Raw genomic sequence first — 14518 nt, 5'->3', positions numbered from 1 at the left:
AAGGTTGTAGGGTGATCGATCCCGTCCTGCTTCGCGAGAATCCCGTGCTGGTCAAGCGGTCGCAGGAGGCCCGGGGGGAGTCGGCCGACACCGTCGACGACGCGCTCGAGGCCGACCGCGTCCGCCGCGCCGCCATCACCGCCTTCGAAGAGCTCCGCGCCGCGCAGAACGCCCACGGCAAGCGCGTCGCGCAGGCGCCGAAAGAGGAGAAGGCCGCCCTGGTCGCCGAGGCCAAAGAGCTGAGCGAGCGGGTGAAGCAGGCCCAGCACGCCGTCGCGGCGGCGGAAGAGGCATCCGCTCTCGCCCTCTCCAAGATCGAGAACATCGTCATCGACGGCGTGCCCGCCGGCGGCGAAGAAGACTTCGTCACCCTGCGCACGCACGGCGAGGTGCCCGCGTTCGGCTTCGAGCCGCGCGACCACCTCGAGCTCGGCGAGATTCTCGACGCGATCGACATGGAGCGCGGCACGAAGGTCTCGGGCAGCCGGTTCTACTTCCTGAAGGGCATCGGCGCGCGTCTCGAGCTGGCGCTCATGAACCTTGCACTCGACCGCGCGCTGCAGGCAGGGTTCGTGCCGCTCATCCCGCCGACGCTCGTGCGTCCGGAGGTCATGCGGGGCACCGGATTCCTGGGCCAGCACGCCGCCGAGGTCTACCACCTCGAAGACGATGACCTCTTCCTCGTCGGCACGAGCGAGGTGCCGCTCGCGGGCTACCACATGGACGAGATCCTCGACCTCGGCAAAGGCGCCAAGCGCTACGCCGGCTGGTCGACGTGCTACCGGCGCGAGGCCGGCTCGTACGGCAAGGACACGCGCGGCATCATCCGCGTGCACCAGTTCAATAAGCTCGAGATGTTCGTCTACACGACAGCAGCGGATGCCGAGGCCGAGCACCTGCGTCTGGTCGAGCTGCAGGAGCGCATGCTGCAGGACCTCGGCCTGAGCTACCGCGTCATCGACGTCGCCGCCGGCGACCTCGGCTCGAGCGCCGCGCGGAAGTACGACATCGAGGCATGGGTGCCCACGCAGAACGCCTACCGCGAGCTGACCTCCACGTCGAACTGCACCACCTACCAGGCGCGCCGGCTCGACATCCGCCACCGTCTCCCGGCCGAACCCGGAAAGGGCAGCGGCAAGACGGAGCACGTGGCGACCCTCAACGGCACGCTCGCCACGACCCGCTGGATCGTCGCGCTGCTCGAGACGCATCAGCGCGAAGACGGGTCGGTGACGGTGCCCGAGGTGCTCCGCCCGTTCCTCGGCGGGCTCGAGGTCATGGAACCTGTCGCATGACAGAAGCTCACCTGCCCGCGACAGGCTCCATCAAGGTCGTCAAGCCGAAGAAGGCGGCGAAGCTCGTCGAGCAGGTCGCGCGCGACACCGAAGACCCGTCGGTCGTCACCGAGCGCCTGCTCATCGTCCTCGACATCGACGGCACGCTGATCCTCGAGGACGAATCGCTCAGCCCTGGCGTCGTCGAGGCGGTCGAGCATGCGCGACGCGCGGGCCACGAGGTCATGATCGCGACCGGTCGCAGCTGGGAGGGCACGCGCGGAATCATGCGGGTGCTGGGGCTGTCGCCCGAGTACGTCGTGTGCTCCAACGGTGCCGTGGTGCTGAAGCGCGTCGACGGCGACGAGGTGCGCTACGAGCGCGACCACGTCGAGACGTTCGACCCCGCCGAGGTGCTCACGCTGCTGCGCGAGCACCTTCCCGACGCGCGCTACCTCGTCGAGCTGCCCGATGGGCAGCGGCTGTACACCGAATACCTCGAGGACTGGAACCTGGTGCACGCGCGCCGCGTCGGATTCGACGAGCTCGGCAACCAGCGCGTGTGCCGCATCGTTGTCGTCGCCCCCGAGCGGGGGCAGGAGGACTTCCTCGACCTCGTCGGGCGGATCGGCCTCCACCAGGTCACGTACTCCGTCGGCTGGACGGCGTGGCTCGACATCGCGCCGGAGGGCGTCGACAAGAGCACCGGGCTCGAGCTCGTGCGCACCGAGCTGGACATCGACCCGGCGCATGTGCTGGTGATCGGCGACGGCCGCAACGACGTCGGCATGTTCCGCTGGGCGCTCGAGAACGGCGGGCGTGCGGTGGCGATGGAGCAGGGCCCGCAGGAGGTGCGGGATGCCGCGGGCGAGACCACGACGTCGGTGCACGCCGGCGGGGTCGCGGCGGTGCTGCGGAAGCTCTGACGGCGCGTTTCGTCTCGCTCCGCTCGCTCAACGACCCGGGGGGTGCGCTCGCTCAACGACCCGTGGGGTTCGCTCGTTCAACGACCCGGGGGGTTCCCGGCGGGACGCGGAGTGCCTTTCAGAGCATCCACAGCCGTCCCTGGAAGAATCGGGGATGGTCTGGTCGGTTAGACTCGACGCCTGTTCGACGGATGCCTCGATGAGGCGTCGTCGGGAGGGTTGTCCGAGCGGCCGATGGACCTGGTCTTGAAAACCAGTGGGCAGCAATGTCCCGTGGGTTCGAATCCCACACCCTCCGCAGAACGCCGGGGGCGTACGAGTGAGAGTCAGCTTCCCCGAGAGGACACGAGTGGCCGAGACGACCAAGCCCGCAAAGCGCGGCCGTCGCACCGTCGCACGGCACGGTGAGCTGACCTCGCCCCACCCCCTCGCGCTGATCATGAAGCTGGTCGGCGTAGTCGTGGCTGTCGTCCTCGTCTCGACCGCGGGCATCGCCGCGTATGCGCTGACCGATCTGACGGGCAGCGTCGCCGAGAACGCGGTCGCGCTCGAGGGACAGGAAGAGGTTCCGCCCGACATCGGCGCGATCGAGGGCGGGGTGAACCTGCTCCTCGTCGGCACCGACGAGTGCGAACCGCAGTACGCGAAGTACTTCGGCGAGCGGTGCACCGGAGCCGACTCCGAGGGTCAGCTGAATGACGTGAACATGCTGGTGCACATCTCCGACGACCCGCGACGGGTGACGGTGGTCTCATTCCCGCGCGACCTCATGATCCCGATTCCCTCGTGCACGGCCGAGGACGGATCCGTCACGGGTGAGATCTCCAAGGAGCAGATCAACACGGCGTGGTCGTACGGCGGGCTGTCGTGCGTCAACAAGACGATCTCCGAGCTCAGCGGCCAGAGCATCCCGTTCGCGGCGAAGGTGAGCTTCGGCAACGTCATCAACATCACCGACGCCATCGGCGGCGTCGACGTCTGCATCGGCAACGGCGGCATCCGCGATCGCTACACGGGCATCGACTGGCCAGCCGGCGAGCGGAACGTCCAGGGGCTCGAGGCCCTGCAGTTCCTGCGCACGCGCTACGGCCTCGAGAACGGCAGCGACCTGGCGCGCATCAGCAACCAGCAGCAGTACATGTCGAGCCTCGCCCGCAAGCTCGTGAGCGAGGAGGTGCTGTCCGATCCCGCGACGCTGTACAAGCTCGCGACGACCGCGGTCGACAACATCACCCCGAGCGAGTCGCTGGCCAATCCGATGACCCTCGTGCAGATCGCGCTCGCGGTGAAGAACGTGCCGTTCGAGGAGATCGTGTTCGTGCAGTACCCCGTCGAGCAGGACCCGTTCGACGAGGATCGCGTGGTTCCCAACCGTGCGGCCGCCGACGCCCTGTGGGCGGCGCTCGAGGCGAATGAGCCGATCAATGTCACGCACGACGCGAACCTGGGCGGCGGTGTGATCACCGTCGAGCCCGACTCCGAAGAGCCGGCGACGCCGACCACGACGCCGACCCCCGGAACGACGCCCGATCCCACCGACACCCCGGTCGAACTTCCGGACTCGATCCCCGGCACCTCCGCCGCCGACCGCACCTGCTCCGCAGGCAACGTGCGGGCCGACGGCTGATGCCGGCCGGCGCTCGGCCCTCGCGGGAGGGCCGCCCTCCCCTCGCGCGCCACGCGGTGCATCGCGACCGGCATCCGCTCGTCTCGTTTCTCGCGATCTTCGCCGTCGCGCTGTCCGTCGTCGGCGTGAGCGCGGCGGGCGTCACAGCCTTCAACGTGTGGGATGCCGCGAACTCGCTCTCCGCCAACGCCGTCGTGCTCGGCGAGGACAAGCCCATTCCGCCGTCGCTCGGCGCGATCGAGGGCGGCGTCAACCTGCTGATGGTGGGCACCGACTCGTGCGAGGGCGACAACGCCGCCCTCTCCGCCGCCTGCCAGAACGGCGACGTCGAGGGCGAGCGGAACGATGTCACCCTGCTCGTGCACATCTCCGATGAGCCGCGCCGCGTGACGGTGGTGTCGTTCCCACGCGACATGATCGTGCCGATCCCCGAGTGCCCGAGCCCGGACGGGACGAGCGCCTTCCCGGCGATGAGCGCGCAGCCGCTCAACGCCTCGTACGCGTACGGCGGGCTGGCGTGCACGGCGCTGACGATCGAAGCGCTCATCGGCGACGAGATCGACTTCGCGGGGGCCATCCGGTGGGCCGGCGTCATCAACATGTCCGACGCGATCGGCGGCGTCGATGTGTGCGTGACCGGCGACGTCCACGACCCGCACACGGGCCTCACTCTCGCCGCCGGAACGCACACGCTCGAGGGCCGGGAGGCGCTCCAGTTCCTGCGGATGCGGCACGGCATCGGCGACGGGTCAGACCTCGGCCGCATCTCCAATCAGCAGCAGTTCATGTCGTCGATGGTGCGCAGGCTCCAGTCCGACGCCGTCCTGGCCGACCCGGGCGTGCTCTTCACCCTGGCCACCACCGCGATCAACCAGGTGCAGCAGAAGCATCTCGTGCTCAGCCAGTCGCTCACGAACCCCACGCTCATGGTGCAGATCGCGATGGCGGTCAAGGACGTGCCCTACGAGGACATCGTCTTCGTGCAGTATCCGACCGCCTACTCGCAGGACGGCATGCGGGTGTACCCCGTCTCGGAGGCGGCGGCCGTGCTCTTCACCGCGCTCCAGGAGAACAAGCCCCTCAATCTGACCGGCGAGGCGAGCCAGGGCCTCGCCATCGAGGTCACGGGCGAAGCCGTCTCTTCGGCGCCGACCCCGTCCGCGACCCCGTCGCCCGATCCGAGCGGTACACCCGTCGCGGGGGAGCGGGTCGACCTGCCCTCCGACATCGCCGGGCAGACCGCAGCGCAGACGACCTGCACCAAGCCGCAGGAGTAGTCGGGTTTCGAAAACTCCGAAAAGGCTTGCGGGCCTGATCCTGTTACCGATAACGTCCCCCTCATCGAGGAATGAGGACAACGTGGTCTTGAGATCGAAGAGGACGATGGCTGCGCTGGCGGCCGCGGCGGTGGGTGCGCTCGTCGTCACGCTTGCGCCCCTGTCACCCGCGGTGGCGGCGACGGAGAACCCGATCATCGGCGACGGCTCGGTGTACTCCGCCGACCCCAGCCTGCTCGCCGACGGCGACACCCTGTACATCCATGCGGGCCGCGACCAGGCCGGCACCACCACCAACGACTTCATCATGAACGAGTGGCAGGCGTTCTCCACGACCGACGTCGACAGCGGCGACTGGGAGCACCACCCGTCGATCATGCGCCCGGAGACGGTGTTCGACTGGGCGACCCCCGGACGCGCCTACGCCGGCCAGGTCGTGAAGGGCGTCGACAGCCGGTACTACTGGTACGTCCCCGTGAACGAGGCTGCCAGCACCGCTTCCGACAAGTTCGGCATCGGCGTCGCGGTGTCCGACACCCCGCTGGGTCCGTGGACCGACCACGCCGGCGGGCCGATCGTGTCGCAGACGATCCTCGGCAACGACGCGCACAACATCGATCCGACCGTGCTCGTCGACGACGGCCGGGTCTGGATGTACTGGGGCAGCTTCGGCCGGCTGATGGCGACCGAGCTGCAGTCCGACATGAAGACCCGCATCGGAACGCCGACCACCGTCTCGAGCGGAGTCACGGGCTTCTTCGAGGCGGCCTGGCTGTTCAAGCGCGGCGAGACCTACTACCTCGCGTACGCCGCGAACAACGCCGGTCCGACGAGCACGTGCACCCCGGCGAACTACCACGCCTGTATCGCATACTCGACGGCGTCGACCCCGCTCGGTCCGTGGACCTTCCGTGGCCGCATCCTCGCCCCCGTGTCGTCGACCACGAGCCACCCGGCCATCGCCGAGTTCGACGGCGAGTGGTACATGGCATACCACACGGCCGACGCCGTGGGCGGAAACCACTTCCGCCGCTCGGTCGCCATCGATCACCTTGAGTGGGACGACTCGCAGACCCCGGCTCGCATCCTCCCCGTGACCACCACGCCCGTGAAGGGCCCGAACCTGACGCCCCGGTCGAACGTGGCGCCCTGGGCGACGGCATCCGCTTCCAATGAGCCGATCCCGACGCAGTACTGGATCAAGTCGCTCAACGACGAGCTCATCCGCCCCAACCCGCTTCCGCCGGACATGTGGGGCAGCTGGACGGGCACCCGGCCCGCGCAGCAGTGGATCCAGTACGACTGGGACACCCCGGTCCGGGTCGACAGCGCGCGCATCAAGTTCTGGCGCGACGCTGCTCCGGGCACCGGCAACGGCGTCTCCGACCCCTCTTCGTGGGTGCTGCAGTACTGGGACGCCGGCGAGTGGAAGGACGTCCCGAACCCCAGCGGGTACCCGACGACCACCACGGCAGTGCACCAGGTGACCTTCGATGCGGTGACCACCTCGCGGCTGCGCGCGGTGCTCAACGCCTCGCCGAACGCCGCCAACCCGCCGCAGTACTCGGCGCTCGCCGTCGAGGAGTGGGAGGTGCATGCCGCGCAGCCCGACGGCGTCGAGCCCGTCGCCGTGCAGACGGTCGTCGGCACCGCGCCCGAACTGCCCGAGACCGTGGCGCTGTCGTTCGGCGACGAGGCGCTTCCGGCACCGGTGCGGTGGGACGAGGTCGACCCGGCCGACATCGCCGCGGCGGGCCAGTTCACCGTCAGCGGCTTCGTCGAGGGCTATGCCGCGGGCCGCGTGAACGCGACCGTGACGGTCCTCGGCGAGGACCCGTGGCGTGCCAACCTCGCACTCACCGGTGCGCCCGACGCGGAGGCGACCGCGAGCGGATCGTCGCTCGCCGCCCTCAACGACGGGGAGATCGTCTACTCGGGCTCGACGCATCCCGCGTGGATGACGGCCCCCGGCGACGCCGCGACCCGCTGGGCGGGCTACACGTGGGCGGAGCCGGTGCGCATCGACGCCGTGACCGCGCACTTCTGGAGCGACCAGGCCGGACCCGGCGCCGGCGACGGTGTGGCGGTGCCCGAGTCGTGGGTGGTGCAGGTGCTCGTCGACGACGAGTGGCAGGACGTCTCCGGTGCGGATGAGTACGGCACCACCGGTGACGCCCCGAACGCCGTGACGTTCGACCCGGTCACGACCACCGGCGTCCGCGCGGTGCTCGCGGCGCAGTCCGACGGAGAGACCTACGCGGGTGTCGGCCTCGGCGAACTGGAGGTCTTCGGCGAGACGCTCGATGCCGAGGCCCCCGAGGTGACGCTCGCGGTGACCGGCGTCGAGGGCGCGAACGGCTGGTTCCTCTCCCCGGCCACCGTGCGTGCGACGGCCACGGACGACCGCGACGTGCGCACGCGCATCGAGCTCTCGGTCGACGGCGGCGCGTGGCAGGCGAGCGAGAACGTGCGCTTCGCCGAGGCGACGGTGTCGGGCGACGGTGAGCACTCGGTGAAGGCGCGCGCGACCGATGCCGCCGGCAACACGTCGGCCGAGGCTTCCGTCACCGTCCGGATCGATGCGACGAGGCCCACCGTCACCGGAACGCTCGACATCGCTGCGCGTACGGTGAGCGCGACGGCCGCCGATGCCGGATCGGGCATCGCGGGGATCGAGTACGCGATCGACGCGCCGACCGGCTGGCAGGCCTACGGCGCGGCGGTGCCGGTCGACGACCAACGGCACGTCGTGTACCTGCGATCGAGGGATGCCGCGGGCAACCTCTCGACGCTGGCCACGGTCACCGTGCCGCTGTCGCCGAATGCTCCGCTGGAGGGCAACATCGCGCCGATCGCGACGGCCACGGCGTCGTACACGTCGAGCTGGAACTCGGTCACGGCGGTGAACGACGGCGCACTGAGCGGAGCGTCGTGGGGCACCTGGCCGAACGTCGGCGAGCAGTGGGTCCAGCTCGAGTGGGATCGCGTCGTCACGGTCGACAAGGCAGGGGTGCTGTTCTTCCGCGACTCCGCCGACGCGTCGAACGTGGGCATGATCCCGCCGCGCGAGTGGAAGCTGCAGTACGTCGACCTGGCAACAGGCGAGTGGAAGGATGTCGCGGCCACGGGCGCGTACGGCCGCTCATCGACAGCGGTGAACGAGGTCGGCTTCGCGCCGGTCACGACCACGAAGCTCCGCGCGCTCATGCAGGCGTGGGGCACGGCGAGCGCGGGCGGATCCAGCGGCATCCTGGAGTTCGAGGCCTGGGCCGCGACGACGGCGGAGCCGACGCTGGACGTCGAGCTCACCGTCACGGGCCGCTGCACGGCGGGCAAGGCGACGCTCGCGGTCACGGCCGCGAACGGCGACGACGTGCCGGTCGAAGTCGCGCTCGCGACGCCCTACGGCGCGAAGACGATCGCCGTCGCCCCGGCGAAGCGCAGCACGCAGGCGTTCTCGACGCGTCAGACGTCGGTGCCGGGCGATGAGGTGACGGCCGTCGTCACCGGCGTGGTGGACGGCGAGACGGTGGAGTCCGAGGTGAGCGCCCAGTACGGCGCACTCACCTGCTGACACCCGAGCAGGACGGGTCCGAGCCCGGGGCGCGCAGTCGGCGTCCCGGGCTCGCGTCCGCTCAGGGCGTAGATCCGAGGTCACGATCTGTCCGGGGTTCGGCGTACCCTGAGACTCGCTCATTTCCGGATGCCGGCACTCCGGCTCCCCCTCGTCGAGCGTTCCCTCACCATCGGAGACCTCCCCGTGCTCGGAAAACTCCTCATCCGCTATCTGAAGGAGTATCGCTGGCTGCTGCTCGGCGTGCTCGTCTTCCAGTTCGCCTCGGCGATGGCATCCCTCACCCTGCCTCGCCTCAATGCCGACATCATCGACAACGGGGTGGCGACCGGCGACGTCGCGTACATCTGGTCGACAGGCGTCGCCATGCTGACGATCTCGCTCGGGCAGATCACGGCGTCGATCATCGCGACCTACTTCGCGGCGCGCGCCGCGATGGCCGCCGGCCGCGACATCCGCCGCGACGTCTACGGCAAGGTGAGCGCGTTCTCCGAGCGGGAGGTGTCGAAGTTCGGCCCCGGCTCGCTCATCACCCGCAACACCAACGACGTGCAGCAGGTTCAGATGCTCGCGATGATGGGCGCGACCATGCTGGTCACCGCGCCGCTGCTCGCCATCGGCGGCATCATCATGGCGCTGCAGCAGGATGTCGGCCTCAGCTGGCTGATCGCGGTGTCGGTGCCGCTGCTGCTCGTGATCGTCGCGATCATCATCAGCCGCATGGTGCCGCTGTTTCGCAGCTTCCAGACGAAGCTCGACGCCGTGAACCGGATCATGCGGGAGCAGCTCACCGGCGTCCGCGTCGTCCGCGCCTTCGTGCGCGAGGGCATCGAGGAGGAGCGCTTCCGCGGGGCGAACACCGACATCATGGTCGTCGGGCGCAAGGTCGGCTCGCTGTTCGTGCTGATGTTCCCGCTCGCGATGCTCATCCTGAACGTGACCGTCGTCGGCGTGATCTGGTTCGGCGGCATCCAGGTGGATGCGGGCACGGTCGAGATCGGCACGCTCTTCGCCTTCATGCAGTACGTCGGTCAGATCCTCATGGGCGTGCTCATGGCGACGTTCATGACGATCATGATCCCGCGCGCGGCCGTGTCGGCCGAGCGCATCAGCGAGGTGCTGGCGAGCGAGTCGACGCTCACGCGCGCCGAGAACCCCGTCAGCGACTTCCCGGCCCCCGGGTCGGTGCGCTTCGCCGACGTCGAGTTCACCTACCCCGGCGCCGAGGCGCCGGTGCTGCAGGGCATCAGCTTCGAGGCATCCCGCGGCGAGACCATCGCCGTGGTCGGTTCGACCGGTGCCGGCAAGACCACGCTGGTGTCGCTCATCCCGCGCCTGTTCGACGTGACGGGCGGATCCGTGCAGGTCGGCGGCGTCGATGTGCGCGAGGCCGATCTCGACGTGCTGTGGAAGGGCATCGGCCTGGTGCCGCAGCGCCCGTTCCTCTTCACCGGAACGGTCGCCTCCAACCTCCGTTTCGGGCGCGAGGAGGCCACCGACGACGAGCTGTGGCACGCTCTCGAGATCGCCCAGGGCCGCGACTTCGTCGAGGAGATGGACGGGCAGCTGAACGCGCGCATCGCGCAGGGCGGCACCAACGTCTCGGGCGGCCAGCGACAGCGTCTGGCGATCGCCCGAGCGATCGTGCACCAGCCCGACGTCCTCGTCTTCGACGACTCCTTCTCCGCACTCGACCTGACCACCGACGCGAGGCTGCGGCAGGCGCTCTGGCGCGAGCTGCCCGACGTCACGAAGATCGTCGTCGCCCAGCGCGTCTCGACCATCACCGAGGCCGACCGGATCGTCGTCCTCGAGGACGGCCAGATGGTCGGCATCGGAACCCATGAGGAACTCTTGAGCACCAGTCCGACCTATAGAGAGATCGTCGACTCGCAGCTGGGGGTGGAGGCATGAGCGCCCCCGACCTGCTGACCGAGGAAGAGCGTCTCGAGCTCGAGCTGGCCGAGCAGGCCCGCCTCGGCGCAGACGATTGGAGCAGCGTCGCGCCCGGCAAGGCCGCGAACTTCGGCAAGAGCTTCGGGCGTCTGATCGGGCTGCTCAAGCCCCACGCCGTCGCCTTCACCCTCGTGTCGATCCTCGGCGCGATCGGGGTCGTGCTCGCCGTGATCGCGCCCAAGGTGCTGGGCGAGGCGACCAACATCATCTTCGAGGGCGTCGTCTCGTCGGGGCTCGCCGCGCAGTTCCCGGCGGGCACCCCGCAGGAGGTCGTCGTCGAGAGCCTGCGTGCCGCCGGCCAGACCGACATGGCGAACATGATCTCGGCGATGCGCGACTTCACCGTCGGCGCGGGCGTCGACTTCGACGCGCTGCGGATGGTGATCGTCGCCGTCATGGCGATCTACGTGGTCTCGGCCCTGCTGACGTGGGCCCAGGGCTACGTGATCAACGTCATCATGGTGCGCACGATGTGGCGGCTGCGCGAGTCGGTCGAGGCGAAGATCAACCGGCTTCCGCTGTCGTACTTCGACAAGGTCCAGCGCGGCGAGCTCATCTCGCGGGTGACGAACGACATCGACAACATCACGCAGACGATGCAGCAGTCGCTGTCGACGGTGGTCACCTCGGTGCTCACGGTCATCGGCGTGCTCTTCATGATGTTCTCGATCTCGTGGCAGCTGGCTCTGGTCGCGCTCGTCTCGCTTCCGCTCATGGCGGTCATCTTCGGAGTGATCGGCCCGCGCTCGCAGAAGGCCTTCGGCATCCAGTGGCGCAAGGTCGGGCGCCTCAACGCCCGTGTCGAGGAGTCGTTCTCCGGACACGCGCTGGTGAAGGTGTTCGGCCGTGAGGCGGACTCGGCCGAGAAGTTCGCGACCGAGAACGAGGAGCTCTACGAGGCCGCGTTCAAGGCGCAGTTCCTGTCGGGAATCATCATGCCGGGCATGATGTTCATCGGAAACCTCACCTACGTCGGCATCGCGGTGCTCGGCGGCATCATGGTCGCGAACGGGCAGCTGCGGCTCGGCGATGTGCAGGCGTTCATCCAGTACTCGCAGCAGTTCACCCAGCCGCTGTCGGAGCTCGGCGGCATGGCTGCGGTCATCCAGTCGGGCACGGCGTCGGCGGAGCGGGTGTTCGAGCTGCTCGACGCCGACGAGCAGGAGCCCGACGACGAGGACGCCCCGGAGCTCGCCGAGGGCCGCGGCGTCATCGAGTTCAAGAACGTGAAGTTCTCCTACACGCCCGAGCGCCCGCTCATCACCGACCTGTCGTTCCGGGTCGAGCCGGGCCAGACTGTCGCGATCGTGGGCCCGACGGGCGCCGGGAAGACGACGCTGGTGAACCTCATCATGCGGTTCTACGAGCTCGACGACGGACAGATAATGCTCGACGGGCAGGACATCGCCCAGCTCACCCGCGACGACGTGCGCTCGCGCACGGGCATGGTGCTGCAGGATCCGTGGCTGTTCGCCGGCACGATCCGCGACAACATCCGGTACGGGCGTGAGTCGGCGACCGACGATGAGATCGTCGAGGCGGCCCGGGCGACGCGCGTGGACCGGTTCGTCCACTCGCTGCCCGACGGCTACGACACCGTCCTCGACGAGGACGCCTCGAACGTCTCGGCGGGCGAGAAGCAGCTCATCACCATCGCCCGGGCGTTCGTGGCGCAGCCGTCGGTGCTCATCCTCGACGAGGCCACATCTTCGGTCGACACGCGCACCGAGCTGCTGCTGCAGCACGCGATGGCGGCGCTTCGGGAGGGACGCACGTCGTTCGTGATCGCGCACCGCCTCTCGACGATCCGCGATGCCGACCTGATCCTCGTCATGGAGCACGGCGACATCGTCGAGAAGGGTTCGCACGACGAGCTCATCGCGGCGCAGGGCGCGTACTGGCGCCTGTACCAGTCGCAGTTCGAGCAGGCGGCGACCGACCTCGACGCCGAAGCAGCGCTGCTCGAGCCGGACGCGGACCCGCAGTCCAGTGCGGCCTGGGAAGCGGTGGAGGCGGACCCGGCGAAGGCTGAGTCACCGGCTCAGTCGTAGCCGGCTGCACGCACGAGAACAGGCCGTACCCGCGACGGTGCGGCCTGTTCTCGGTGGTGTCGTGGGCGGCTCACGGCTGGGCTGTGGCCAGCTGCGGAGGCGTGCGTTGGGCCGGATCGCACAGGGTATGATTGCCGGGTGCATCCGCGCGTTTGTGCGAGCGGATGCCTGGAGACGTCGCATAGTCAGGCCTAGTGCACCACCCTGCTAAGGTGGAGTCCCCTCACGGGGACCGAGGGTTCAAATCCCTCCGTCTCCGCAGAAAATCCCCGGTCAGTCGCTGTTTCTCGCGAAGCATGCGAATGATGGAATCTGCGGTTTCGCATGCCGTCGACGACACGTGTCCCCCGGAGTGTCCCCAACCCTGCAAGGTGTTGCACCCCGCACAGGTGGTGCCCTTGATGCAGCTGCCCGTCTCCGATCCGCGTTCGTTAGGGGCGAGGCCGCTGGTCGGTCCAGAGGCGGCGCGATGTGCCCTCGCATCCAGTGGTGGCTGGAGCGGACGCGCGCGAGGGTCTTCCCTCGTTCGCAGCCGGCAGACAAGGGGTGCTCGGAGTGGCGACATCAATCCTTGGCGGTCTACCCTCGAACTATGGGAACGATCTGCAGCGCGCTGGTGACGGCGTGCGCTTTCTACATTCGCGACCGCCGCGCCTGACGGCGCGATCGCTGGTTTCTGCGTAAGCGCGCCGTCGTCCGGGAGTCCTCGCACCCCGGCCGCGCGTCCTCTTCAGCCGTGAGACGGCTTTCTCCTCGACGCCTGTGGCGGGGTGCTCCACTTCTTTCTTTGGAGCGCTCATGCGAAACCGATCCACACACCCCACTCTCCGTTCCGAACGCCGTTCGACGAACGGCGGCCAGCACGAACTCGGCCAGAACTTCCTCATCCACCGGCCCACGATCCGGAGCATCGTCGACCTCGTCGCAGCAACGGGCGGTCCGATCCTCGAGATCGGCGCCGGCGACGGCGCCCTGACTGCGCCGCTTGCGGGCCTCGGGCGCGACCTCACCGCGATCGACATCGACGAGCAGCGCATCCGCCTGCTGCGACAGCGGCTGCCCAACGTTCGCGTGGAGCACGCCGACGCACTGGGGCATCCCCTGGATAGCCCCGTGGTGGTCGGCAACGTGCCATACCACTTGACCACGCCAATTCTTCGACGACTGCTGACCCGGCGGGGCTGGCGCCACGCCATTCTGCTGACGCAGTGGGAGGTGGCGCGGAAGCGCGCCAGCGTCGGCGGTGCCACCATGATGACGGCACAGTCGGCGCCGTGGTTCGAGTTCGAACTGCACGGCCGCGTGCCCGCCCGGCACTTCCGTCCCATGCCCAGCGTGGACGGCGGCATCCTGACGATCACCCGTCGCGGGTCGCCTCTGGTCGACCCACGCGACCGGGGGCGGTATGACGGGTTCGTGCGCGACATGTTCACCGGAGCGGGCGGCGACCTGGCCGCGATCCTCCAGCGGAGCACCGGCCTCAGCCGCCGCAGCGCGCGCATGATGCTGAAGGATCTTGGCGTGGCCGACAACGCGTTGCCGCGTGACCTGCGCCCGGTCCAATGGGCGGCGTTGTGGCGAGAAGTCTCCAGCCGCGGTGGGGAGCGCGTCAGTCGTGGAAGATGACGTCTTCGCATGCCAGGGTGCATGGTGCTGCAGTCCCGGTCTTCTTCGATCGTCGCGCCCCGTTTGTATCCGGTTGCGCACTCTTCGATGCGTGGGGGCGGTCTGTGCTTGCGTGGCCCCGATGATCGGCCGGGTTCGGGTCCGAGTCCAGGGGGATCAGGCATCGGACAACGATCGCCCGTTGCGGGCTGGTATGGTCGCATCGAT

The 14518-nt window shown here is 68.9% G+C and carries 8 protein-coding genes and 2 tRNA genes; all 10 read left to right on the top strand.

All coding sequences use genetic code 11. The features are described 5' to 3' along the window. The first annotated feature begins 11 nt into the window (after window positions 1-11). The 10 genes from serS (at window position 12) to erm (ending at window position 14311) form a co-directional block, all read left to right on the top strand. Window positions 12-1295, top strand: a complete 1284-nt coding sequence (gene serS, locus JX005_RS11050) for a serine--tRNA ligase (RefSeq protein WP_214467558.1) — start codon at window positions 12-14, stop codon at window positions 1293-1295. Continuing rightward, complete coding sequence (locus tag JX005_RS11045) at window positions 1292-2200, top strand: HAD family hydrolase (protein WP_214467557.1); 909 nt, start codon at window positions 1292-1294, stop codon at window positions 2198-2200. The genes serS and JX005_RS11045 overlap by 4 nt, the downstream gene beginning before the upstream one ends. 213 nt (window positions 2201-2413) lie before the next feature. After that, a tRNA-Ser gene (locus tag JX005_RS11040) sits at window positions 2414-2498 on the top strand. 51 nt (window positions 2499-2549) lie between these two features. Beyond that, a complete protein-coding gene (locus JX005_RS11035) occupies window positions 2550-3827 on the top strand; it encodes an LCP family protein (protein WP_307858565.1) in 1278 nt (425 codons plus the stop codon). Beyond that, window positions 3827-5104 carry an LCP family protein gene (locus JX005_RS11030; RefSeq protein ID WP_214467556.1) on the top strand — a complete coding sequence of 426 codons (1278 nt, stop codon included), beginning with the start codon at window positions 3827-3829 and terminating at the stop codon, window positions 5102-5104. The genes JX005_RS11035 and JX005_RS11030 overlap by 1 nt, the downstream gene beginning before the upstream one ends. Before the next feature lie 106 nt (window positions 5105-5210). Continuing rightward, a complete protein-coding gene (locus JX005_RS11025; protein WP_214467555.1) occupies window positions 5211-8678 on the top strand; it encodes a family 43 glycosylhydrolase in 3468 nt (1155 codons plus the stop codon). 186 nt (window positions 8679-8864) lie between these two features. Continuing rightward, window positions 8865-10592: an ABC transporter ATP-binding protein gene (locus JX005_RS11020; RefSeq protein ID WP_214467798.1), complete on the top strand. Its 1728-nt coding sequence runs from the start codon at window positions 8865-8867 to the stop codon at window positions 10590-10592. Continuing rightward, window positions 10589-12685, top strand: a complete 2097-nt coding sequence (locus JX005_RS11015) for an ABC transporter ATP-binding protein (protein WP_214467553.1) — start codon at window positions 10589-10591, stop codon at window positions 12683-12685. The genes JX005_RS11020 and JX005_RS11015 overlap by 4 nt, the downstream gene beginning before the upstream one ends. Before the next feature lie 170 nt (window positions 12686-12855). Beyond that, window positions 12856-12944: transfer RNA gene (locus JX005_RS11010), tRNA-Ser, on the top strand. A 539-nt stretch (window positions 12945-13483) separates the two neighbouring features. After that, entirely contained in the window at window positions 13484-14311 is an 828-nt protein-coding gene (gene erm, locus JX005_RS11005) for a 23S ribosomal RNA methyltransferase Erm (protein ID WP_214467552.1), read from the top strand. Window positions 14312-14518 lie beyond the last annotated feature (207 nt).

Source organism: Microbacterium flavescens (assembly GCF_018588945.1).
GTDB classification, from domain to species: domain Bacteria; phylum Actinomycetota; class Actinomycetes; order Actinomycetales; family Microbacteriaceae; genus Microbacterium; species Microbacterium flavescens.
The sequence above is the reverse complement of the archived record's forward strand: the minus strand, read 5'-3'. Positions and strand labels throughout refer to the sequence as shown.